The sequence below is a fragment of the Micromonospora sp. CPCC 205546 genome, assembly GCF_036902715.1.
In the GTDB taxonomy this organism is placed as follows: Bacteria; Actinomycetota; Actinomycetes; order Mycobacteriales; family Micromonosporaceae; genus Micromonospora.
Map to the genome: position 1 here is coordinate 36,153 of NZ_JBAKHL010000010.1, position 23,456 is coordinate 59,608.

20 protein-coding genes and 1 pseudogene are annotated in these 23,456 nt (G+C 73.1%); 13 read left to right on the forward strand and 8 right to left on the reverse strand.

The features are described 5' to 3' along the window. Positions 1-252: 252 nt before the first annotated feature. The 6 genes from V6U77_RS08360 to V6U77_RS08385 all read left to right on the forward strand — a co-directional run bounded on the left by V6U77_RS08360 (position 253) and on the right by V6U77_RS08385 (position 7,376). Positions 253-1,578 (forward strand): ABC transporter substrate-binding protein, encoded by a 1,326-nt coding sequence (locus tag V6U77_RS08360; protein ID WP_334605659.1) that lies wholly within the window; start codon positions 253-255, stop codon positions 1,576-1,578. 21 nt (positions 1,579-1,599) lie between these two features. Beyond that, positions 1,600-2,559 (forward strand): carbohydrate ABC transporter permease, encoded by a 960-nt coding sequence (locus V6U77_RS08365; RefSeq protein WP_334605660.1) that lies wholly within the window; start codon positions 1,600-1,602, stop codon positions 2,557-2,559. Next, a complete protein-coding gene (locus V6U77_RS08370; RefSeq protein WP_334605661.1) occupies positions 2,556-3,458 on the forward strand; it encodes a carbohydrate ABC transporter permease in 903 nt (300 codons plus the stop codon). The genes V6U77_RS08365 and V6U77_RS08370 overlap by 4 nt, the downstream gene beginning before the upstream one ends. Further along, complete coding sequence (locus V6U77_RS08375) at positions 3,455-5,596, forward strand: alpha-galactosidase (protein ID WP_334605662.1); 2,142 nt, start codon at positions 3,455-3,457, stop codon at positions 5,594-5,596. Before V6U77_RS08370 ends, V6U77_RS08375 begins: the two co-directional genes overlap by 4 nt. Positions 5,597-5,720: 124 nt before the next feature. After that, positions 5,721-6,113: a YciI family protein gene (locus V6U77_RS08380; RefSeq protein ID WP_334605757.1), complete on the forward strand. Its 393-nt coding sequence runs from the start codon at positions 5,721-5,723 to the stop codon at positions 6,111-6,113. A gap of 3 nt (positions 6,114-6,116) precedes the next feature. Next, positions 6,117-7,376 (forward strand): RNA polymerase sigma factor, encoded by a 1,260-nt coding sequence (locus V6U77_RS08385; protein ID WP_334605758.1) that lies wholly within the window; start codon positions 6,117-6,119, stop codon positions 7,374-7,376. 264 nt (positions 7,377-7,640) lie between these two features. Here V6U77_RS08385 and V6U77_RS08390 read toward each other — a convergent pair whose 3' ends face one another. After that, positions 7,641-9,029, reverse strand: coding sequence for a cellulase family glycosylhydrolase (locus tag V6U77_RS08390; protein WP_334605663.1), 1,389 nt, complete (start codon positions 9,027-9,029; stop codon positions 7,641-7,643). 238 nt (positions 9,030-9,267) lie between these two features. Between V6U77_RS08390 and V6U77_RS08395 the strand changes: the two genes are divergently transcribed. Beyond that, entirely contained in the window at positions 9,268-10,230 is a 963-nt protein-coding gene (locus V6U77_RS08395) for a TIGR03557 family F420-dependent LLM class oxidoreductase (protein ID WP_334605664.1), read from the forward strand. After that, complete coding sequence (locus tag V6U77_RS08400) at positions 10,227-11,084, forward strand: alpha/beta fold hydrolase (RefSeq protein ID WP_334605665.1); 858 nt, start codon at positions 10,227-10,229, stop codon at positions 11,082-11,084. Before V6U77_RS08395 ends, V6U77_RS08400 begins: the two co-directional genes overlap by 4 nt. A 272-nt stretch (positions 11,085-11,356) precedes the next feature. Here the strand turns inward: V6U77_RS08400 and V6U77_RS08405 are convergent, their stop codons facing one another. From V6U77_RS08405 to V6U77_RS08440, 7 genes are all read right to left on the reverse strand, one after another. Beyond that, positions 11,357-12,097: a hypothetical protein gene (locus V6U77_RS08405; RefSeq protein ID WP_334605666.1), complete on the reverse strand. Its 741-nt coding sequence runs from the start codon at positions 12,095-12,097 to the stop codon at positions 11,357-11,359. A 95-nt stretch (positions 12,098-12,192) separates the two neighbouring features. Continuing rightward, positions 12,193-13,059 carry an endonuclease/exonuclease/phosphatase family protein gene (locus tag V6U77_RS08410; RefSeq protein ID WP_334605667.1) on the reverse strand — a complete coding sequence of 289 codons (867 nt, stop codon included), beginning with the start codon at positions 13,057-13,059 and terminating at the stop codon, positions 12,193-12,195. Between the two features lie 8 nt (positions 13,060-13,067). After that, positions 13,068-14,558 (reverse strand): phosphatase PAP2 family protein, encoded by a 1,491-nt coding sequence (locus V6U77_RS08415; RefSeq protein WP_442934399.1) that lies wholly within the window; start codon positions 14,556-14,558, stop codon positions 13,068-13,070. 79 nt (positions 14,559-14,637) lie between these two features. Further along, on the reverse strand, positions 14,638-15,639 hold the full coding sequence (locus V6U77_RS08420; RefSeq protein WP_334605669.1) for a YihY/virulence factor BrkB family protein: 1,002 nt from the start codon (positions 15,637-15,639) through the stop codon (positions 14,638-14,640). Further along, positions 15,632-16,636: a diacylglycerol/lipid kinase family protein gene (locus V6U77_RS08425; RefSeq protein ID WP_334605670.1), complete on the reverse strand. Its 1,005-nt coding sequence runs from the start codon at positions 16,634-16,636 to the stop codon at positions 15,632-15,634. Before V6U77_RS08425 ends, V6U77_RS08420 begins: the two co-directional genes overlap by 8 nt. Positions 16,637-16,932: 296 nt before the next feature. Next, the gene (locus V6U77_RS30030) at positions 16,933-17,511 is read right to left on the reverse strand and encodes a Clp protease N-terminal domain-containing protein (protein WP_442934400.1); all 579 of its coding nucleotides are present in this window, start codon (positions 17,509-17,511) and stop codon (positions 16,933-16,935) included. After that, complete coding sequence (locus tag V6U77_RS08440; RefSeq protein WP_334605671.1) at positions 17,511-17,747, reverse strand: HTH domain-containing protein; 237 nt, start codon at positions 17,745-17,747, stop codon at positions 17,511-17,513. Before V6U77_RS08440 ends, V6U77_RS30030 begins: the two co-directional genes overlap by 1 nt. 72 nt (positions 17,748-17,819) lie before the next feature. Here V6U77_RS08440 and V6U77_RS08445 point away from each other — a divergent pair. The 5 genes and pseudogenes from V6U77_RS08445 to V6U77_RS08465 all read left to right on the forward strand — a co-directional run. Next, positions 17,820-18,044: pseudogene (locus V6U77_RS08445) on the forward strand (VOC family protein); the annotation flags it as partial. A 1-nt stretch (position 18,045) separates the two neighbouring features. After that, complete coding sequence (locus V6U77_RS08450) at positions 18,046-18,798, forward strand: PP2C family protein-serine/threonine phosphatase (protein WP_334605672.1); 753 nt, start codon at positions 18,046-18,048, stop codon at positions 18,796-18,798. A 333-nt stretch (positions 18,799-19,131) separates the two neighbouring features. After that, positions 19,132-19,989 carry a universal stress protein gene (locus V6U77_RS08455; protein WP_334605673.1) on the forward strand — a complete coding sequence of 286 codons (858 nt, stop codon included), beginning with the start codon at positions 19,132-19,134 and terminating at the stop codon, positions 19,987-19,989. A 95-nt stretch (positions 19,990-20,084) separates the two neighbouring features. Beyond that, positions 20,085-22,487 carry a phosphoketolase family protein gene (locus V6U77_RS08460; protein ID WP_334605674.1) on the forward strand — a complete coding sequence of 801 codons (2,403 nt, stop codon included), beginning with the start codon at positions 20,085-20,087 and terminating at the stop codon, positions 22,485-22,487. A gap of 52 nt (positions 22,488-22,539) precedes the next feature. Further along, positions 22,540-23,412 carry a universal stress protein gene (locus V6U77_RS08465; protein ID WP_334605675.1) on the forward strand — a complete coding sequence of 291 codons (873 nt, stop codon included), beginning with the start codon at positions 22,540-22,542 and terminating at the stop codon, positions 23,410-23,412. Positions 23,413-23,456 lie beyond the last annotated feature (44 nt).

A 23,456-nucleotide genomic window follows, 5' to 3' on the forward strand; every position in this document is an offset into this window, starting at 1 on the left:
GGAGCCGACCAAGTCAACACGTTCCAACATCGATAACCTTTACAATGTTTACTTCTCGATGTCCTTGTTATGACCCGGTTGTCGATTCGTTGCCATCCCCTTGACAGCACCGGGAGGACGGGTAGCTTGAGGCGCCACTGGCAATTCGTGTTCGCCAATGTGGATTCGCGATGGATCCGGGTGTGTGTTCACGATTGCCGGCGACACCGCCGCCGCCGGCCCTCGGGCACCTCTTCATCCGCAGGAGGCACCATGTCCCGTCCCCGCACCCGAGACGAATACCTCGCCCGGCTCGTACCCCCCTCCGTGGCCGGCCTCGGCCGTCGCTCGCTGCTGGCCGGTGCCGCCGGCACCACCGCGCTGCTCGGCACGGGCCTGCTCGCCGGCTGCGGCTCGGACTCCGGCGGATCCGGCGCCAAGACCGTGTCGCTGGGCTCCAACCAGTCCGACCCGAAGCCCAAGGAGGTGGTCGCGAAGGTCGTGGACGGGTTCCAGACCTCGTCCGGCCTCCAGGTCGCCGTCAACACCGTCGACCACAACACGTTCCAGGAGAACATCAACAACTATCTCCAGGGCAGGCCGGACGACGTGTTCATGTGGTTCGCCGGCTATCGGATGCGGTTCTTCGCCGCCCGGGGCCTCGCCGGTGACCTCAGCGACGTCTGGGGCAGGCTCTCCGGGCTTTCCGACGCGTTCCGCAAGGCGTCGACCGGGGACGACGGCAAGCAGTACTTCGTGCCGTCGTCGTACTACCCGTGGGCCGTCTTCTACCGCAGGTCGGTCTGGCAGCAGAACGGCTACCAGGTGCCGAGGACCCTCGACGACCTGACGACCCTCGCCGGGCAGATGAAGAAGGACGGCCTCACCCCGATCGCCTTCGCCGACAAGGACGGCTGGCCCGCGATGGGCACCTTCGACATCCTCAACCTGCGGATCAACGGCTACCAGTTCCACATCGACCTGATGGCCGGCAAGGAGTCCTGGACCTCGGAGAAGGTGAAGAAGGTCTTCGACACCTGGCGCGGCCTGCTGCCCCTGCACCAGCCCGACAGTCTCGGCCGGACCTGGCAGGAGGCCGCCCAGTCGCTGCAGCAGAAGAAGAGCGGCATGTACCTGCTCGGCCTCTTCGTCGGCCAGCAGTTCGACGACAGCGAGCTGGCCGACCTCGACTTCTTCACCTTCCCCGAGATCGACCCGGCGATCGGGGCCAAGGCCCTCGACGCGCCCATCGACGGCTACATGATGGCCCGCAAGCCCAGGCAGGAGGCCAACGCCAGGAAGCTGCTGGAGTACGTCGGCTCGAAGGCCGCCGCGGACATCACCGTCAAGAACGACCCGAGCACGCTGGTCGCCAACGGCGAGGCTGACACCAGCGGCTACAGCGCGCTGCAGCGCAAGGCCGCCGAGCTGGTCGGCTCGGCCACCGAGATCGCCCAGTTCCTGGACCGCGACACCCGCCCCGACTTCGCCTCGACGGTGATCATCCCGGCGCTCCAGCAGTTCATCAAGGACCCGAAGGACATCGGCGCGCTGACGTCCAGCATCGAGAACCAGAAAAAGTCGATCTTCACGGACTGACGGCGAGAGGGTGAGGGCACCGTGTCCGACCTGCCCCTGATCCAAGCGGATCGCGCCGCACCGCCGCCGCAGGCCGCCCCCACCCCCACGGGTGGTCGCCGCCGGCGCGTACGGCTGCTGTCCCGCACCGACCGCGTGGTCGTCGCGCTCATGGTGGCCGTACCGCTGCTGCTCGTCGTCGGCCTGGTCTGGCTCCCGGCGGGCGCCACCGTGCTGCTCTCCGGCACCGACTGGGACGGCATCGGCCCGATCTCCGAGATCGAGTGGGTCGGCGGGCGCAACTACGCCGACGTGGTGCGGAACTACCCGCCGTTCGTGCCGGCCGTGCAGAACAACCTGCTCTGGCTGGCGGCGCTGTTCGCCGTGGCCACCCCGTTCGGCATGTTCCTGGCCGTCCTGCTCGACAAGGAGCTGCGCGGCAGCCGGTTCTACCAGACCGCGCTCTACCTGCCGGTGGTGCTCTCCCTGGCGCTGATCGGCTTCGTCTGGCAGCTGCTCTACTCCCGCGACCAGGGCCTGCTCAACGCCGTCCTCGGCACCGACGTCGACTGGTACGGCGACCCGGACGTCAACATCTGGGCCGTGCTGGTGGCCGCCGGCTGGCGGCACGTCGGCTACATCATGCTGCTCTACCTGGCCGGGCTGAAGGGCGTCGACCCGTCGCTGCGGGAGGCCGCCGCCGTGGACGGCGCGTCGGAGGGCCGGACGTTCTTCCAGGTGGTCTTCCCGGTCCTGCGACCCATCAACATCATCGTGCTGGTGGTGACGGTGATCGAGTCGCTGCGCGCGTTCGACCTGGTCTGGGTCATCAACAAGGGCCGCAACGGCCTGGAACTGCTCTCGGCCCTGGTCACCCAGAACGTGGTGGGCGAGGCGAGCCGGATCGGCTTCGGCTCCGCGCTGGCGACGATCATGCTGGTCGTCTCGCTGCTCTTCATCACCGTCTACCTGGCGACCGTGCTGCGGGAGGGACGCCGATGAACACCGCGACCGTGACCCGGGCCGCCCCCGCACCCCGGCGGCGTCCGCCGCCGCGCCCGGCCCGGGTGGTGCTGCACGTCTTCCTGGCGGCGGTGGCGGTCGGCTGGCTCTTCCCGATTCTCTGGGCCGTGCTGACCTCGCTGCGCTCCTACGAGTACACGGCCGCCAACGGATACGTGTCGCTCGGCGGGTGGACCCTCGACAACTACGTCACCGCCTGGCGGACCGCGGAGTTCGGCAAGCACTTCCTCAACTCCGTCTACATCACCGTGCCGGCGGTGCTGCTGACCCTCTTCCTCGCCTCGTGCGTGGCGTTCGTCATCGCCCGGTTCGGCTGGAAGACCAACGTCGTCCTGCTCGGCCTGTTCACCGCCGCGAACCTGCTGCCCCAGCAGGCCCTGCTCATCCCGCTGTTCCGGCTCTTCACGCAGGTGCCGCTGCCGGCGTTCATGAGCGACTCGGAGGTGCTCTACGACAGCTACTGGGGGCTGATCCTGGTCAACGTCGCCTTCCAGTGCGGCTTCTGCGTCTTCGTGCTCAGCAACTACATGAAGGCCCTGCCGCGTGACCTCTACGAGGCCGCGATGGTCGACGGGGCGAGCGTCTGGCGCCAGTACTGGCAGCTCACCATGCCGCTGTGCCGGCCGGCCCTCGCCGCCCTGGCCACCCTCGAGGTGACCTGGATCTACAACGAGTTCTTCTGGGCCACCGTGCTCATGCGTACCGGCGACAAGTTCCCGGTGACCAGCTCGCTGAACAACCTGCGCGGCGAGTTCTTCACCGACAACAACCTCGTCTCGGCCGGCTCGGTGCTGGTGGCCGTCCCCACCCTGGTCGTCTTCTTCCTCCTGCAGAGGCAGTTCGTCCGGGGCCTGACCCTGGGAGCGTCGAAGGGATGACGATCGTCCACCTGCGCCGTGAACGGACCAGCCTGGTGCTCGACGCGCGCGGCCCGGGGCTGCCCCGAATCGCGCACTGGGGCGCCGACCTCGGCCCGGTCCCGGCCGGCGACCTGCCCGCGCTGGTCGACGCCACCGTCGCGCCGGCCGTACCGAGCAGCTTCGACACGCCGACGGTGCTGTCCCTGCTGCCCGAGGCCTCCGCTGGCTGGGGCGGCCGGCCCGCGCTGGCCGGGCACCGCGAGCGCCGGGACTGGTCCACCGCCTTCCGGCCCGACGGCGTCGACGTGGCCGACGACGGCAGCGGTCCCGCCCGGGTCACCGTCCGGGCGGCCGACGCCGCCGCCGGGCTGTCGCTGACCGTCGAGCTGACGCTCGACGCGACCGGGCTGGTGCTGCTGCGCCACCGGCTGCGCAACACCGGCGACCGCCCGTACGAGCTGCGTGAGCTGACGCCGGTCCTGCCGGTGCCGGCGGTCGCCACCGAGCTGCTCGACCTGACCGGTCGGTGGTGCCGGGAGCGGTCCCCGCAGCGGCATCCGTGGCCGATGGGCACCTGGGTACGCGAGGGCCGGCACGGCCGCACCGGGCACGACGCGACCCTGCTGCTTGTCGCCGGCACGGCGGGCTTCGGCTTCGGCCACGGCGAGGTGTGGGCGGTGCACACGGCGTGGAGCGGCGACCACGTCACCTTCGCCGAGCGGCGGCCGACTGGCGAGTCGGTCCTCGGCGGCGGCGAGCTCCTCGCCCCCGGCGAGGTGGTGCTCGACCCGGGCGGGGAGTACGCCACTCCCCTGCTGTACGCCGTCTTCTCCGACACAGGGCTGGACGGGCTCAGCGACGTCCTGCACACCCACCTGCGCGCCCGCCCACAGCATCCGAGCACGCCCCGCCCGGTCACCCTCAACGTCTGGGAGGCCGTCTACTTCGACCACGACCTGGACCGGCTGCGGGCGCTGGCCGACCACGCCGCCGAGGTGGGGGTGGAACGGTTCGTGCTCGACGACGGGTGGTTCCGGGGGCGTCGCCACGACCGCGCCGGCCTCGGCGACTGGTACGTCGACGAGAGCGTCTGGCCCGACGGCCTGCACCCGCTCGTCGAGCACGTGCGCGGGCGCGGGATGCGGTTCGGCCTCTGGGTCGAACCGGAGATGGTCAACCAGGACTCCGAGCTGTTCCGCGCCCACCCCGAGTGGGTGCTGTCGGCGCCCGGCCGGCTACCGCCGACGTGGCGGCACCAGCAGGTGCTCGACCTCGCCCACCCGCCCGCGTACGCCTACCTGCTTCAGCGGCTCGACGCCCTGCTCACCGCGCCCCCCGGCATCGATTACCTCAAGTGGGACCACAACCGGGACCTGACCGAGGCGGGTCACCACGGCCGCCCCGGCGTGCACGGGCAGACCCTCGCGGTCTACCGGCTCCTCGACGAGCTGCGCCGCCGCCATCCGGGCGTGGAGATCGAGAGCTGCGCCTCCGGCGGCGCCCGGGTGGACCTGGAGATCCTGCGGCGCACCGAGCGGGTCTGGGCCAGCGACTGCAACGACGCCCTGGAGCGGCTGGCCGTCCAGCGCTGGACGGGGCTGCTGCTGCCGCCCGAACTCGTCGGCAGCCACATCGGGCCGGAGCGCTCGCACACCACCCACCGCGTGCACGACCTGGGGTTCCGGGCGGCGACCGCGCTCTTCGGCCACCACGGCATCGAGTGGGACATCGGCGCGATCGGTGTCGCCCAGCGCCGCGAGCTGGCCGCCTGGGTCGCGCTGCACAAGCGGCTCCGCCCGCTGCTGCACGCCGGCCGGGTGGTCCGCGTCGACCACCCCGACCCGGCCGTCTGGGCGCACGGCGTCATCGCCCACGACGGTTCCCACGCGGTGTACGCCGTGGCCCGGCTGGCCACCTCGGTGACCCAGACGCCCGGACCGGTCCGGCTCCCCGGCCTCGACCCCCGCCGCCGGTACGCGGTGCGGCCCGCCGCCGGAGTGCCCGAGCCCGCGACCCTCCAGCTCACCGAGCCGGGCTGGCTGGCCGGCGGCGGCGGCGTGACGCTCGGCGGCGCGGTGCTGGCGACCGTCGGGCTCCAGATGCCGGCGCTGCACCCCGAGCAGACCGTGCTGCTGGAGGTCACCGCCGCCGACTGAGCCGGCGGGGAACTCTCCGGAGAATTCTCCGCCGAGGATGTCGAGAACCGGGGTGCCGGCTTCTACCGACGGGTGAGAGCACCGATGATGGGTGCGCAGCCGTGAGGAGCCAGACGTGAAGTACATGCTGCTGATGCAGTTCAGCGCCGCCGACACGGACTTTCCCCCGATCGAGACGTGGAAGCCCGAGGAGATCCGGGCGCACGTCGCCTTCATGGGCGAGGTCAACGAGAAGCTGATCGCCGAGGGTGAGCTGGTCGGTGGTGAGGGACTCGCCGGGCCCGCCCAGGCGAGGATCGTCCGGGCGGGCGCTGGCGGCGCGCCCGTGGTCACCGAGGGGCCGTTCGCCGAGACCAAGGAGTTCCTCGCCGGCTTCTGGATCGTCGACTGCGACAGCCCGGGGCGGGCCGTCGAGCTCGCCGCGCACATCTCCACCGCGCCCGGTCCGGGCGGTCGACCGCTGAACATGCCGATCGAGGTGCGCCCGGTCATGTCGGCGCCCCCGCAGGAGATGTGACGACTGGACGCCGCCTCCTGCGTCGAGGACCTGCTGCGCGAACTGGCGCCGCAGGTCCTCGGCGTGCTCACCCGCCGCTTCGGTGACTTCGTCACCGCCGAGGACGCCGTGCAGGAGGCGCTGCTGGCGGCGGCCACCCAGTGGCCGGTGGAGGGGACGCCCGACAACCCGCGCGGCTGGCTCATCCAGGTCGCGTACCGGCGGATGGTCGAACTGGTCCGCGGCGAGACGGCGCGGCGGCGGCGCGAGGACCTCGCCGCCCGCCGCGAGCCGGACGACCGGCGCGCCGCGCCACCGCCGGACGAGGAACTGGCCGCGGATCGGGACGACACCCTGACGCTGCTCTTCCTCTGCTGCCATCCGGCCCTCACGCCGGCGTCGGCGATCGCGCTGACCCTGCGGGCGGTCGGCGGCCTGACCACGGCCGAGATCGCCCGTGCCTTCCTCGTGCCCGAGGCCACCATGGCCCAGCGGATCAGCCGCGCCAAGCAGCGCATCCGCGCCTCGGGCGTCCCGTTCCGGATGCCCGAGCCCGCCGACCGGGAGGCCCGGCTGGCCGCCGTGCGGCACGTGCTCTACCTGATCTTCACGGAAGGGCACACCGCCAGCCTGGGCACCCACCTGCGCCGGGTGGACCTGTCGGAGGAGGCCCTCCGGCTGACCCGTGCCCTGGGCGCGCTCCTGCCCGACGACGCCGAGGTCGCCGGGCTGCTGGCGTTGATGCTGCTCACCGACGCTCGCGCCGCCGCGCGCACCGGTCCCTCGGGCGAGCTGGTCTCCCTGGCCGACCAGGACCGCTCCCGGTGGGACGCGGCGGCGATCGCCGAGGGGGTCGCCCTGGTGACCTGGGCGCTGCCGCGCGGGCCGGTCGGGCCCTACCAGCTCCAGGCGGCCATCGCCGCGTTGCACGACGAGGCGCCCAGCACCGGGGAGACCGACTGGGCGCAGATCCTCGCCCTCTACGAGGTGCTGGAACGCGTCTCGGGCAACCCCGTCGTCTCCCTAAACCGTGCGGTGGCGACCGCCATGGTGCACGGCCCGGCCGCCGGCCTGGCGGCGCTGGACGCGCTGGACGCCGACCCCCGGCTCGCCGGACACCACCGGCTGCCCGCCGCCCGGGCCCACCTGCACGAGATGGCCGGCGACCGGGAGCGGGCGGTGGCCGCGTACCGGGTCGCCGCCGGACTGACCGCGAGCCTGCCCGAGCAGCGGTACCTGACGATGCGCGCCGCCCGGCTGGCCAATGCCCGGACCGGAGGCTGAGGCGCTGACGCACACCGCGTAGGCCCTCCCCGGGGGCCTGGCGGGTGCCGGGGTCACCACGCGCTCGTCGGGGGGCGGACAGAGCGTGTCGTCGCTGTCGAGCTGCCCGCATGGACGGGGAACGAGACTGCCGGTCCGTGGTCGCGCGGGCGGTCCCACGGACGGCGCAGCTCGGCAGCGGTCGGCGCGCTCACCCTCGCGCAGCGCGAGGTCCCACCGGCGGCCGGGCCTGTGCGGACCCGGCCACCGGTGGGGGCGGCTACCTCAGCTCGCGGTGCAGGTCACCGCGGGCGCGGCGGTGGTGCCGTTCCCGCTGGCGATGAAGCCGAAGCTGGTGCTGGCCCCGGCACCCAGCCGACCGTTCCAGTCGGCGTTGCGGGCCGTGACGGTCGCCCCGCTGCTGCTCAGGACGGTGCTCCAGGACTGGCTGACGGTCTGGCCGTTGGCGAACGTCCACCTCGTCGTCCAGCCGTTGATCGCCGCCGAGCCGGCGGTCACCTTCACCTCGCCCTGGAAGCCACCCTGCCACTGGTTGACCACCGTGTACGTCGCGGTGCAGCCGCCCGGCGGCGGCGTGCTCGGCGGCGGGGTCGTGGGCGGGGGCGTGGTGGGGGGCGGGGTCGTGGGCGGAGGCGTGCTCGGCGGCGGGCTCGTCGGCGGTGGGGTGCTGCCGAAGACCGTCGCCTCCTTCGCGGTGGCCTTGATCCCGTTCGCGCCGTTGAAGATGCGCTGCCCCCACGTGGTCAGCGCGGCGGGGTTGAAGCTGGTGACCATGTCGAGGTACTCGACGCCACCACCGTTGCCGCTCCAGGACCAGCCCAGGTAGCCGATCCCGTTGGCCTGGCTGTAGGAGAGGATGGCGTCCTCGTCGGGGTTGCCGTCGGAGTGGTCGAAGCCGAACTCGCCGACCACGATCGGCAGCTTGGCGGCGCGGAACCGGCCGAGGTAGTCGCTGACCTCGGCGGCGGTGTCGAAGACGCCGTACATGTGGATGGAGAAGACGGTGTTCCGCTGCGGGTCGGCCGCGAAGACCGACGCGGCGTTGTCGCGCATGGTGAACGACCAGTCCTGGCCCCAGTTGGGGGCGTCGACCATGATGGTGTGCGTCAGGCCGCCAGCCCGCAGCCGCTTGATCGCGTCGGCGGTGTCGGTCGCCCAGGTGCCGTAGCCCTGGTTGCCGTACGGCTCGTTGCCGATGTTGACGATGACGTACTTCTCCTGGCCGGCGAGGGCGCCGGAGACGCTGAGCCAGTAGTCGACCGCCTGGTCGAGGGTGGCCGCCCCGCTCTGCTCGCCGTAGCCGGTGGTGTCGTGGACCTCCAGCACACAGATCAGCCGGTTGGCCCTGCACAGCGAGATGACGTTGGCGACGTCGGCGGTGTCGTTCTTCGCCCACCGCTGGCCGCTGGCCAGCACCACCCGCACCGTGTTCGCCCCGAGCGCCTTGATGTTGGCGAAGGAGCTGGTCTGCTGCTGGTACCAGGTGTGCGCGTGGTTGACGCCGCGCATCACGAACTCGCTGCCGTTGGCGTCGTAGAGCTTGCCGTCGGCGACGGAGAAGCCGGTCGCGGCCCGCGCGGGCTGGCCGAACGCCAGCACGGCGACCAGCAACGCGAGCAGGGCCGCGCCGGCGGCGGAGAGTCTCTTCTTCATGGCCTTCCTCAAGGGAGGACCCCCGCTGCCCGAATGGGGGTGGGACGTCACAGGGGATGGCGGCTGCAGCCCGACAGCCGCCGCCCGGCTCCCGGCGGCGCAGGGATCAGCGTAGGCCGCGTCGGCCGGTCACGCAATGAACCGGTTAAGCAGAGGACCACCGGCGTCGGTCGCGGGGGTTGGCCGGGGCTTCGCGGGGTATCCGGGGATGATCCGCCCGGGTCGGAAGGAGACACCCATGGTCAACGTCGGCTACACCCTGATGTGCGAGCAGGCCGGCCCCAAGCAACTGGTCGACTACGCGGTACGGGCGGAGGCGGCCGGCTTCGACCAGCTCGTCATCTCCGACCACTACTACCCCTGGCTGGACTCGCAGGGCCACTCCCCGTACGCCTGGTCGGTGCTCGGCGCGGTCGCGCACGCCACCAGCCGGGCTGAGCTGATGTCCTTCGTCACCTGCCCGATCCGCCGCTACCACCCGGCGGTCGTGGCGCAGAAGGCCAGCACGATCGGGGTGCTCTCGGACGGCCGGTTCACCCTCGGCCTGGGCGCGGGCGAGAACCTCAACGAGCACGTGGTCGGCGGCTGGCCACACGTGCAGCAGCGCCACGAGATGTTCGAGGAGGCGCTCCAGATCATCCGTCCCCTGCTCAACGGGGAGACGCTGACCTTCTCGGGCAACCACTACGACGTCCCCGACGCCTACGTCTGGGACCGGCCGTCCCGGCCCGTGCCGATGGCCGTCGCCGCCTCGGGCCGCCAGTCGGTCACCCTCGCCGCCGAGTACGGCAACGGCCTCGTCGCCACCGAGCCGGACCCGCACATCATCGAGATGTACGACGAGGCCGGCGGCGCCGGGCAGCCCCGCTACGGGCAGGTGGCCATCTGCTACGGCCCGGACGAGGCGGAGTGCCGCAAGATCGTGCACGACCAGTTCCGCTGGTTCGGGATGGGCTGGAAGGTCAACGCCGACCTGCCGGGGCCGGAGTCGTTCGCGGCCGCCACCCAGTTCGTCCGCGAGGAGGACGTGGCCGAGGGGATCTCCTGCGGGCCGGACGTGGACGGGCACGTCGAGGCGTTCCGCAAGTTCGTCGACGCCGGCTTCACGCACGTGGCGATCGTGCAGGTCGGCGGCGAGACGCAGCCGATGTTCCTGGACTGGGCGCAGGAGCAGCTCCTGCCGAGGCTGCGCGAGCTGTGAGGGCGACACCGGCCCGGCGGCCCCGGGCGACCCCACCGGGCCGGTTCGGTCCGGCGGAGCTGCGCGTCGCACTGGCCGCCCCGAAGCCGGCCGCCGGGCTGACCAGCGAGTGGCGGCTGGTCGACGGGCTGCGTACGCACACCCGCCGCGCGGGCGACCCCGGCACGGCCGCCACCCCGGTCGTGCTGGTGCACGGGCTGGCGGTCTCCCACCGCTACCTGACCCCGCTCGCCCTGGCGCTGGCCGACACCCATCCGGTGTACGTGCCCGACCTGCCCGGCTTCGGGCTGACCGAGCGCCCCGGCCGGGCGTACGACGTGCGCGAGCACGCCGGGCACCTGGCCGCCTGGCTGGCCGCGTACCGGATGCCGCCCGTCTGCCTGCTCGGGCACTCGTTCGGCGCGGAGGTCGTCGCGGCGCTCGCCGCCCGGCATCCCGACGCGGTCCGGGCCGTGGTGCTCGCCGGGCCGACCAGCGATCCCGCCGCCCGCTCCCGCCGGGGACAGTTCGGGCGCTGGCTGGTCGACACCCTGCGTGAGGCGCCGTTGCAGGCGCCGATCCTGCTCCGGGACGTCCTCGACGCCCGCCCCTGGCGGGTGCACGCGACGCTGTCGCACTCCGTGCGCAACGGGATCGAGGCGGACCTGGTGCGCATCGCCGCGCCCACCCTGGTGGTCACCGGCTCCCGGGACCCGGTCGTGCCGCCGTCCTGGCGTACGCAGGTGGGCCGGCTGGTGCCGCACGCCCGTACGGTCACCGTGCCGGGCGCCGCGCACAACGTCGCCACCACCGCACCGGCGCAGATCGCCGACGCGATCCGAGCCCTCCTCGCCCCCTCGCTGACGAACAGGTGATCCCATGCGTATCGGCAACACGGAGATCCGCCCGGCCGGCGGCGGCCTCGGCTGCCTGCTGATGATCCTCTTCTCGATCGTCGCGTCGGTCGTCCTGACCGTCCTGCTCAACCTGCTGCTGTAGCCCCCGCGGCTCCGGCTCCCCGCGCTGTCTCCGGCTCCCCGCGCTGTCTCCGGCTCCCCGCGCTGGAGATCTTGGTAGGAAGCGGCCCCTGGAGGGGCCGTTCCGTACCAAGATCTCGCTCGGCCCGCTCATCGGGGCCGCGGCCGGGTCAGCCGCGCAGGCCCAGGGCGGTCAGCGCTTCACGGGTCGCCTGGCGCACCGGGTCCACGACGGCGCGACGCACCCAGCGGACGGCCGGCGACACCGTCGCCCGCCACGCGGCGGCCACCGCCCGGCCCACCGGGCGGACGGCGTGCCGCCAGAGCCAGCCCGCCCCGAGCACGAACGGCCGCAGGGTGAGCGCGTAGCACCACCAGAGCAGCCGACCGGCCGCCCACCACGCCCATCGCAGCGCGTCCAGCAGCACCCGGCCCGCCGCCACCAGCCACCGGCCGACCGCCGCGAGCCCGGCCAGGAGCAGGCGTCCGAGCGGCGCGAGGAGCCGGGCCAGCCAGCGCGCCGGAAGCCAGATCAGGTGGTACGCCAGCCAGGCCAGCGGCACCCAGACCAGCGTCCGGGCCAGCCAGGCCAGCCCGCGCCCCAACCACACCAGCGGCACCCACACCAGCGTCCGCAACAGCCAGCCCAGGCCGCGGCCGAGCCACACCAGCGGCACCCACACCAGGATCCGCAGCAGCCAGCCCAGCGGACGCAGCAGCCAGCGGTCCAGGAACCGGCCGACCGGCGCGAGCAGCCAGCGGTGCAGCCAACGGCCGACGGTCGCGACCAGCTCCCAGAGCAGCCGGACGGGCACCACCACGACCAGCGCGATCCCCCGGGCGACGGCGACCAGCAACGGATCGGGCGGCGACCCGGTGCGCCCCGGCTCCGGGCTCGGCGGGTTGATCACGGGCTCACGGTAATCCGTACCGGCAATCCCCCAGCGTCGCGGCCCGTCGGGCGGAACGAGGCCGGGGGCGGAACGAGGCCGCGGGCGGCCGGTCGTCACGTCGGGTCGAGGTCCAGGTCCGCGACGACCGGGTAGTGGTCGGAGGCGTACTCGGTGTCGCCACCGCGGAGCACCCGACAGTCCCGCACCCGCCCGGCGAGCGCGGCGGTGCCGAACAGGTAGTCCAGCCGCATGCCCGAGAACTCCGCGCCGCCGCCGTGGCGGGTGGGCGCGGTCAGCCCGGCGTCCGCCGTGCCGTCGGCCGGCCCGCCACCCGCCGCGTACAGGTCGACCAGGCCGGCGGCGAGCAGCCGGGCCACCGCCCGGGTCTCCACCGTCCGCCCGTCGCGGCGCAGGTGACGACGGCGGTACGCGGCCGGGAGCCGGGCGACGCGGTCGGTGTGCTCGGCGACCGGGTCGAGGGTGTTGAGGTCGCCGGCCAGCAGCCCCAGCTCCCCCGGCGCGCGGTGCAGCGCGGCGGCGGCCCAGCCCGCCTCGACGCGCCGCCGCAGCCCCGAGTACGGGTCGAGGTGCACGCTCAGCACCGTCAGCGGGCCGGCGGTGGTCGACACGGTGACCCGCTGCGCCGCGTGGTGGAACGGCCGACGCACCCGGGTGGCGTTCAGGACCCGCAGCGGGGGACGGAGCAGCACCGCCACCGGCTGGCCGAAGCAGGAACGGGCCAGGTGGGGACGCATCCCCACCCGGCCCGCGAAGTCGGCGAGCACGCCGCCCGCCCCTGCGCGGCGACCACCGACGGGGGCAGGCGCAGCGGCCGGCCGGTCGTCGAAGCCCCGCAACTCCTGCAACGCCAGCACGTCCGGCCGCTCGGCGGCGACAACCCGCACCAGCAGGTCCCGCCGGTCGACGCCGCCGGAGTCCCGTCCGCCGGTGCGGATGTTCCAGGTCATCGCCCGCAGCATCGGCGGCGTCAGTCCACCCGGCCGGCCTTGGCCAGCTCGTCGTCGAGGGTGTCCACGTCCTCGGACTCGATGCTCGGCCGGTTGCCCTCGCGCAGGTCCTCGTTGGGGCGGACCACCCAGTAGAGCAGTCCGATCCAGAGGGTGGTGAGGATGATCGCGCCCATGAAGTCGGTGGGGTGGTGCATGCCCCGGTACATCCGGCTGATCGCCACGCCGGCCGGCATCACGACCGCCAGCGCCACGAAGACCCATCGCCACCACCGGTCGGTACGCGGGAAGACGATCACCGCGATCGCCACCCAGACGCAGAGCGTGGCGGCGATGTGGCCGGACGGGAACGAGGAGGTCGGCATCGGCCCGTCGAGGTTGCCGACCGGCGGTCGCGGCCGGTCGACCGCGGCGGCGGAGGCGAGGAAGAGGGTGAGCTCGCCGAACATGGTCAGCGCCACGAACAGCACCGGTCGCCAGCGCCGCCACACGGCGAGCACGAGCGGGCAGAAGACCAGCGAGATGAGCAGGATGGCGTGGGTGTCGCCGACCTTGCTCCACCAGTAGCTGAAGTCGTCCCGGCCGGGGGTGCGGTGCTCGGCGAACCACCTCGGCACGTCGGTGTCCAGGGTGGCGAAGAAGGTGCCGCCGGCGTGGTAGCTGACGAACATGCCGAAGCCGTAGAGCGCACCGAGGATCAGCACCCAGCCGACGATCAGCTCGAACACGGCGGCCCGGGGGTGCGGCAGCAGGTGCGCCTCGTCCGGGGCGGGCGCCACGTCGTGCGCGGCCTCCGGCTCCAGCCCGTCGGTCAACGCCGGGACCGGACGGCCGCGCTCGATGCGCCAGAGCCGGAAGGCGTACGCGGTGACGCCGAGCCAGGCGGCGCCGAGCAGCCAGGCCCCGAGCACGTCCGAGACGAAGTGCACGCCCAACGCGATCCGGGTCAGGCCGATGAGGAACACGACGAGGGCGACCAGTGCGATCGCGGGCTTGCGCCAGCGGCGCGACATGGCCGGCAGGAAGACCAGCAGCAGCGCCCCGTAGGCGACCATCGAGCCGAGCGCGTGCCCGCTGGGGAAGCTGTCCCCGGCGTACGTGCCGATGGGCACCTCCACCTCGGGACGCAGCCGGTCCACCAGCGTCTTGAGCGCCGGGTCGAGGACGAGGGCGCCGACGCCGGTGACGATCAGGAACACCGCGAGCCGGCCCTGCTTGCGGATCAGCAGACCGACCACGGCCACCGACACCAGCCAGATGATGACGGCCCGCCCGCCGAGGTCGGTGAGCGCGTTGAGCACGGTCACCAGCGGCCCGTGCGGGGCGACCAGGTCGTTGAGCCATTGGGCCACGCCGTGGTCGACGTCGTAGAGCGGGGACCACCGGGTCCGCACCAGCACGAGGAGCACCCCGAAACCGACCCCGGCACCGAGCACGATCGCCAGGCCGGCGAGGGTCCGCTCGGTGAAGTGACCCAAGGGTCGTCGTAACGCCTGTGTGACCGCGCCCACGGCAGCCTCCCTCTCGCTTCTGGCGTGCCGCATTACCCGATCGACGCTCCGCGTACACCGGTGGGTGTCCGAAGCGGAGCTACAGCGAGCTCATCTCGCCGGTGTCGTGCAGCTCCCCGCGCCCGGCCTCGGGCTCCCAGAGGTCGGGCTGGGCGGGCTCGCGTACGCCGATGCGCAGCGCCTCCAGCTGGGCGGCGAAGGACAGTCCACCGAAGAGCGCCATGCCGGTCAGGTTGGCCCAGAGCAGCAGCGCCATCATCCCGGTCAGCGCCCCGTACGTCTGCCCGAACCCGCCGCTGAACCGCACGTACGCGGCGAGCAGCAGGCTGGCCACCCACCACAGCGCGGTGGCGATGCCGGCGCCGAAGAAGAGCCAGGACAGGCCGGGCTGCTTGCGGCGGGGGGCGTGCCGGAAGATCACCGCGACGGCGAGGACGGTCAGGCCCAGACTGAGCGGCCAGCGCACCACGTCCCAGACGGCGTTGGCGAGCTCGCCCCAGGCGTAGTGCCGCTGCACCGAGTCGCCCATCGGACCGCCGCCGACGAGGATCAGGAACCCGGTGAGCGCCGGTACGCCAGCGATGAGGGCGAGGACGGTGGCGCGGACGTACTTCCACAGCGCGGGCCGGTCCCGCTCCACGCCGTAGATCCGGTTGGCGCCGCGCTCGATCTGGGCCATGGTGCTGGTCAGCGCCACCAGGCCGGTGAGCAGGCCGAGGCCGAGCGCCAGCTCCCCGGCCCGTTCGGTGCGGTCCCCCTCGCCGAGCAGCTCGGCCACCATGGGCTCGCTCGCCCCCGGGGTCAGCGCCAGCACCGTGTCGGCGACCACCCGGCCGCCCTCCTCCACGCCGAGCTCGCTGATCAGGCCGGTCAGCGCGATCAGGAACGGCACCACGGCGAGGCAGAGTTGCAGCGCGAAGGCGCGCGAGTGGCTGAACCCGTCGCCGTAGCGGAACCGGATGAACGCGTCCCGCAGCAGGTGCCAGCCGCCCTGCCGGCGCAGTGTGTGCCAGGCGTCGTCGGCGTTGAGTTCCTCGTCGGACATGAGCCGGGTCTCCGGCACCATCCGGGTGCTACTCACGGCGCGCTTCCTCGATGAGCCGCTCACCACGCTCGGCGGCCGCCTGCGCGTCCTCGGCCAGGTCGGGATCCTGCGCTGGCTGCGGAACGCAGAGCCACAGCGCCCGCCGCCGGATCTCGGCCTTGAGGGTGCGGCCCGGCTCGATGAGATCGCCGTCGAGCTCCCGGGGCTGGGCCCGGTTGCTGGTGATCTCCACCCGTCGGGCCCGGAAGACCTCCATCCGGGGCACGCTGTCCTGCCGACGGACGAGCGCCCAGCCGAGCGCGAGCCAGTGCCGCAGGGTACGCGGGGTGAGCACCGCGACGTCGAGGTATCCGTCGTCCGGTTCGGCCTCGGTGAGCAGGCGCACGCCGCCCTGCAGCCGGCCGACGTTGGCGACGAGGACGGAGCGGGCCCGGCGACGGATCGGCTGCTGGTCGTCGATGCGGATGGAGACCTTCATCGGCCGGTCGCGCAGGTGCCGGGCGGCCCCCACCACGTACGCCGGCCAGCCGATCCGCTTCTTGGTGGTCTCGGAGGTGTCGGCGAGCATCTGGGCGTCGAAGCCCATGCCGGCCATGACCGTGAAGTAGTGGTCCTCGACCGCGCCGACGTCGAGCAGTCGGCGGCCACGCTCGACGGCGACCTCCAGCCCGGCGGCCAGGTCGCCCGAGAGCCCGAGGTTGGCCGCGAGGAGGTTGCCGGTGCCCTGGGGCAGCACGGCGAGCGCCACGTCGGTGCCGACCAGGCCGCTGACGCAGGCCATCACGGTGCCGTCGCCGCCGCAGGCGAAGACGACGTCCACGCCGGCCTCGACCGCCTCCTGGGTCTGGCCCCGGCCCGGGTCCTCGACCGTGGTCTCGAACCACAGCGGCTCGGGCCAGCCGGCCGCGGCGAGGGCGTCGTGGACCGTACGACGTAGCTCGTCGAGGTCGGCCACCTTCACCGGGTTGACCACCACGGCCGAGCGCAGACCGCCGTCGTGCGCCGCGCGTCCCTTGTCCTGTCGAGCATCCACGGCGCCAGTGTGCAGCAGATCCGGCACGGCAGCGACCCGACGGCGCGGTGACGTTGGGCGCAGGGAGAACGGGTTTGCCGCACGCCCCACCGCTCCGCCGCCCACCCGACGCCCACCCGACCCCCACCCGACCCCCACCCGACCCCCCACCGCCCCGCCGACACCCCCGGCTGCGCCGGGCGAGGACGGGCCGTCCCGACGCCCGTCGATCATGAGGTTGACCGTGGTCCCTGAGATCCACTTCACCCCCAACCTCATGATCGACGGGCGGGGACGGGGGTGGGGGTGGGGGTGGGTCAGGCCGGGGTGCGGAGGGCCGTCTCCACGCGGCGGCGCAGGTCGTCGAGGTCGGCGCCGGCCTCGGTGAGCACCAGGGCGCCCGGGCCCTGCCCCTCGCGGAGCACTCCGAGCAGGATGTGCTCCGTGCCGATGTGCCGGTGGCGCAGTCGCAACGCCTCCCGCAGCGCCAGCTCCAGCACCTTCTTGGCGCGCGGGGAGAAGGGGCCGCCCGCGTACCGTCGGCGGCCCCAGCGGCGGCGCGGCGCCGGCGCGGCCTCGCGCAGCGCGTCCGGGCCGAAGGATTCCTCGATCCGGGCCACGACGGCCGCCAGGTCGATGCCGATCTCGCGCAGGGCCACGGCGTCGGCGTCGGCGAGGCCCGTCGCTCCCCGCTCGGTGTGCCGGCGGACGCGGGCCCGCAGGTCGTCGGCGAGCAGGCCGGCCTCGGCGAGCACCCGGGCGGCGAGGCCGTCGCCGTCGGCGAGCAGGGCGAGCAGCAGGTGCTCGGTGCCGACGGGCCCTCGGCCCTCGGTCCGGGCCTCGTCCCGGGCGTGCCGCACGACCGTGCGGGCCCGGTCGGTGAACCGTTCGAACATCATGCCTCCCAGGAGGATCCGACGGCCGGACGACCGGCGTGCTTCTTGTGGACCGCCTGCCGGGTGACCTCGAGCTCGTCGGCGATCTCCTGCCAGGACCAGCCCTGTCGACGGGCGTTGTCCACCTGGACCACCTCGAGCCGCTCGAGCAACCGGCGCAGCGCGCGGACGGCGCGCAGCCCGACCCGGGGGTCGGTGCTGCCGGCTGCCGCCGCGAGTTCCGTTGCCTGACTCATGTCGTCAACTTACGTTGACAGCACCGCCATGTCAACCCATGTTGACACCCTGTGGCTGAAGATCGCCGAACGGGCCCGCGACTGTTCTTCCAGCGCGTACCCGAAGACAAGGTCGTCAGGAATCGACTGCATCTCGACGTACGGGCCGGCACCGGGCTCGTGGGCGAGGAGCGCCTGGCCGCGCTCGAGGCCGAATGCGCACGGCTGGTCGCGCTCGGCGCGGCACGCGTACGACAGTACGATCCGCCGGTGCCCATCCTCCGCCGGCCGCCGCGCCGAGGTCACCGTGCCCGATGACGTGCGCCGTCTCCCGCTCGGCGAGGTCACGCTGGAGTTCGCCGGCGGCAGCGTGGTCGGCAACCGCTACCCGGCCAACTTCGACGTGCTGCACGTCGACCCCGCACTGCCGTTCGTCGCGGTGGCCGACGGCATGGGCGCCGGCGAGGGCAGCCGCCGCGCCGGCACGACGGCCATGGGCACCCTGGTCGCGCGGGTCGGGGCCGCCTGGCCCGCGGTCGACGCGCGCACGTTGCGCGCCGCCGTGGGCCACGTCCAGTCAGCCGTACGCGCCGCCGGCGCCCAACTGGCGGAGCTGACCGGCTGCACCCTGACGGCCCTGCTCGTGGAGCCCGACGGCGGGCAGGGCTGGCTCGTCCAGCTCGGCGACTCCCGCGCCTACCGGCTGCGCGACGGCCTACTGGAACTCGTCACCGTCGACCACACGGCGGCCTGGCTGGGCGTGCTGCACGGTTGGTACCCGGTCGACTCCCCCGCCGCCGATCGCGCCCGCTACCAGCTCACCCGCTACGCCGGCCATCCCGACGAGCCGGAGGCGGACCTGCTCGCGGTGTCGCTGCGCCCCGGCGACATCTGGCTGCTCTGCACCGACGGCGTCAGCGACCAGGTCGACTATCACCTGATGCGGGAACTCCTGGCGGCGCCGCGACCGGACGAGGCGGTGCGGGACCTGCTCGACGGCACCCTGGAGGCCGGCGGCGACGACAACGCCACCGCCGTGGTCGTCCGGGTCCACTCCACGACTCCCTGCTGACAGGGGCCCACCGACGCAGACGCCGCTGGCCGGCACCCCGGGTTCGGGTGCCGGCCAGCGATCCCCCTTGCGGTGGAAAGTCTGTCGGGTCAGCTGTTCCAGTGCTCGGCGACATAACGCCCACCACAACTCCATGATCGGCACGGCGACGGGCGGGCACGTCGAGCCACGCACACCATCCGGCGCCCCCGAAGCCACACCCCGAGCAGCGGCCGGACTTTTCGCAGACAACCAGCCCGAGCCCACCGTCGCCCGCGATTCCGCGCCAGCGTCGTACCTGCGGGGATAGCCTCGACAGGAAGGCCGGGCGCGACGCCTGCGGAGGTGATTCGGATGGCCGCACCCACCGACGCGGCGGTGCTGGTCGGGCTCGGCACGGAGCGCAACCTGCCGGTGGTCAGGCTGGCGGCGCAGGAGGCCGCCGCGCACGGCCGTCCGCTCTGCCTGCTGCACGCGTTCAACTGGGCGGCCGCGCTGGAGGCGCCGTCGGTCGGGGGGCCGCGTGCGGACGCCGAGGAGCTGATCTCGCGGGCCACCCGGATCGCCAACGAGGTCGAGCCCGCGCTGCCGGTCAGCGGTGAGATCGTCGAGGGTGCCCTCGTCACCACCCTGGTACGCCGGTCGGAGTCGGCGTTCCTGCTCGCCGTGGGCGACGGCGGCATGGCGACCAGCGGTGAGTGCGTGTCGGTCGACGCGCCGGCGGTGCAGCTCGCCGCCCGGGCCGGCTGCCCCGTGTTGGTGGCCCGCCGGGAGCCGCCGCCGCAGGGGCCGGTGCTGGTCGGGGTGGACGGCACCGGCAGCTCGCAGGGCGCACTGGATTGGGCGTTCGAGTGCGCGGCCGGGCGGGAGGCCCGGCTGCTGGCGGTCCGCGTCGTCGAGCCGGAGGAGGACGCCGAAGACCCCGAACTGCTCGCCGGGATGGTGGCGCGCTCGGCGCACCGGTTCCCGTCGGTGGCCACGGAGTGCCACACGATCCGGGGTGACCCCGGCACGGTCCTGGTGGAGCAGTCCCGCTCGGCGCAGGTGGCGCTGGTCGCCGCCCGGGGCGACGAGCCGTGGCGGGGCATGCTCGGGGCGGTGAGCCAGGCGATGCTCTACCACTCCCCCGCGCCGCTGGTCGTGGTGCGCGGGCTGACGGGGATCCCGATGGACGGGCGCAACGCCCAGCCCTCACGGGACCAACGGCCCTGATCCACACCGGCGTCGACCGGAATGCTGAGGCCGGCCCGGACGAATCCGCACTCTGCGGATGCAGGATTCCCCTACCCGCGAGAGGCTCATGCAGTATGGACACCGCTCTCGACCTACACAGCCCCCTGACCGAAGACGAGCTGCGTCGGCTGGACGCCTACTGGCGAGCGGCGAACTACCTGACCGTCGGGCAGATCTACCTGCTGGACAACCCGCTGCTACGCGAGCCGCTCGCTCCCGAGCACGTCAAACCGCGCCTGCTCGGGCACTGGGGCACCAGTCCCGGCCTGAATCTGCTCTACGCCCACCTCAACCGGGTCATCGTCGCCCGTGACCTGTCCGCCCTGTTCGTCACCGGGCCCGGTCACGGCGGTCCGGCGGTCGTCGCCAACACCTGGCTGGAGGGCACCTGGAGCGAGGTCTACCACCACATCGGTCGCGACGAGGCCGGCATGGCCCGGCTTTTCCGCCAGTTCTCGTTCCCCGGTGGCATCCCCAGCCACGTGGCGGCGGAGGTGCCGGGTTCGATCCACGAGGGCGGCGAGCTGGGGTACGCGCTCAGCCACGCCTACGGCGCGGCGTTCGACAATCCCGACCTGCTGGTGGCCTGCGTCATCGGCGACGGGGAGGCGGAGACCGGCCCGCTGGCCGGCAGCTGGCTCTCCAACGTCTTCCTGAACCCGGCCCGCGACGGCGCGGTGCTGCCGATCCTGCACCTCAACGGCTACAAGATCGCCAATCCGACGGTGCTGGACCGGATCGACGAGGACGACCTGCTGGCCATGATGCGCGGCTTCGGCTACGAGCCGTACGTGGTCGCCGGAGACGACCCGGCGACGGTGCACCAGGCCCTCGCCGGCACGCTGGACCGGGCGCTGGACGAGATCGCCGCCATCCAGCGGCGGGCCCGCTCGGGCGGCGCCGTCGAGCGCCCCCGCTGGCCGATGATCGTCCTGCGTACGCCGAAGGGCTGGACGGGGCCGCACGACGTCGACGGCAAGCAGGTCGAGGGCACCTACCGCGCCCACCAGGTGCCGCTGTCCGAGGTACGCAAGAACCCGGAGCACCTGGCCGAGCTGGAGCGCTGGCTGCGCAGCTACCGGCCGGAGGAACTCTTCGACGCCACCGGCGCACCGGTCGCCGAGCTGGCCGCGCTGCCGCCCAGGGGCGAGCGGCGGATGAGCGCCAACCCGGTCACCAACGGCGGGCTGGTGCTGCGTGACCTGGCGCTGCCGGACTTCCGCGACTACGCCGTCGACGTGCAGCGGCCCGGCGCGACGGTGGCCGGCTCGACCGGCGCCCTCGGCCCGTGGGTACGCGACGTGATCACCGCCAACCCGGAGACGTTCCGCCTCTTCGGCCCCGACGAGGTCGCCTCGAACCGGCTCGGCGCGGCGTTCGAGGTCACCGGCCGGGCCTGGATGGCCGGCACCGTGCCCGGCGACGACCACCTCTCGCCCGACGGACGGGTGATGGAGGTCCTCTCCGAGCACCTGTGCCAGGGCTGGCTGGAGGGTTACCTGCTGACCGGCCGGCACGGCATCTTCACCAGCTACGAGGCGTTCATCCACATCGTCGACTCCATGCTCAACCAGCACGCCAAGTGGCTGAAGGTGACCCGGGGCATCCCGTGGCGCAAGCCCGTGGCCTCGCTGAACTACCTGCTCTCCAGCCACGTCTGGCGGCAGGACCACAACGGCTTCTCGCACCAGGACCCGGGCTTCATCGACCACGTGATGAACAAGAAGGCCGAGGTCGTACGCGTCTACCTGCCGCCGGACGCCAACACCCTGCTCTCCACGATGGACCACTGCCTGCGCAGCCGGCACTACATCAACGTCGTGGTGGCCGGCAAGCAGCCCGCGCCGAACTGGCTGTCGATGGACGAGGCCGTCCAGCACTGCCGGCGCGGCATCGGGATCTGGGACTGGGCCAGCACGGATGCCGGCAGCGAGCCGGACGTGGTGCTGGCCTGCGCCGGGGACGTGCCGACCCTGGAGACGCTGGCCGCCGCGGACCTGCTGCACCGGCACCTGCCGGAGCTGAAGGTGCGGGTCGTCAACGTGGTCGACCTGATGCGCCTGCAACCGCCGACCGAGCACCCGCACGGGCTGTCGGACAAGGAGTTCGACACCATCTTCACGCGGGACAAGCAGGTCATCTTCGCCTACCACGGCTATCCGTGGCTGATCCACCGGCTGACCTACCGCCGCACCAACCACGCCAACCTGCACGTGCGCGGCTACAAGGAGGAGGGCACCACCACCACGCCGTTCGACATGGTGATGCTCAACGACCTGGACCGCTTCCACCTGGTCATCGACGTGATCGACCGGGTGCCGGGGCTGGCCGACCGGGCCGCGCACCTGCGACAGGAGATGGTCGACGCGCGGCAGTCCTGCCGGGACTACACCCGCGAACACGGCGAGGACGACCCCCGGGTCGCGGAGTGGCGCTGGGTGCGCGAGACGGACCCGGGACTGCGGGGTGACCAGTGAGCGCGAGGAGTGAGCCTGCGAGCCCAGCGGCCGCGAACGAGAGGTGGGACCGATGAGCGGCGACGAGATCCTGGTCGGCTACGACGGCTCCGCCGACGCCTCCGCCGCGCTGGAGTGGGCGCTGGACGAGGCCGGTCGCAGCGGGCGGCCGGTGCGGTTGGCGTACGTCTTCGAGTGGCTCACCGTGGCCGGCTGGATCGGTCCCGGCATCGCCCCCGGTGTCTGGCCGGACGAGACGGCCCGCCGGCAGGTCGAGGAGCTGGTACGCAAGGCGGCGGCGGACGCGTCCGCCGCGCACCCGGAACTGACCGTCACGGCTGAGGTGTTCGACGGGCCGCCCGCGCTGGTGCTGCAGGAACGCTCGGCGCAGGCCGACCTGCTGGTGCTGGGTACCCGGGGGCATGGCGGCTTCGGCGGGCTGCTGGTCGGCTCCACCGCCGTCACCGTCACCGCGCACGCGCACTGCCCGGTCGTCGTCGTCCGTGGTGAGGCTGCCCTCGGGGGACGCAGCGGGCACGTGGCGGTCGGCGTGGACGGATCCGAGTGTTCACTGCGGGCCCTGGGCTTCGCGTTCGAGCAGGCCGCTGCCCGACGGGTACCCCTGCACGTGGTGCGGGCCTGGCATCCGCCCACCGGCCAGCGTCCGCCGTCGGGTCCGGACGCGCGGGAGGCCGCGGCGGCCGACCGGGCCGAGCTGGACGAGCCGCTGGCCCGGTGGGGTGCCACGTTCCCCGACGTGCCGGTGACCGTGGAGGTGGCGGAGGGTCGCCCGGCGTCCCTGCTGGTCGACGGCAGCCGCAACGCGTGCCTGGTGGTGGTCGGCACCCGGGGCCGGGGCGGCCTGAAGGGGATGCTGCTCGGCTCGGTCAGCCAGCAGCTCATCCAGCACGCGCACTGCCCGGTGGCGGTGGTCCGGGAACGGTGACGAACGGAGGGGCCCCGCGCGGGGCCCCTCCGTCACGCACCGCC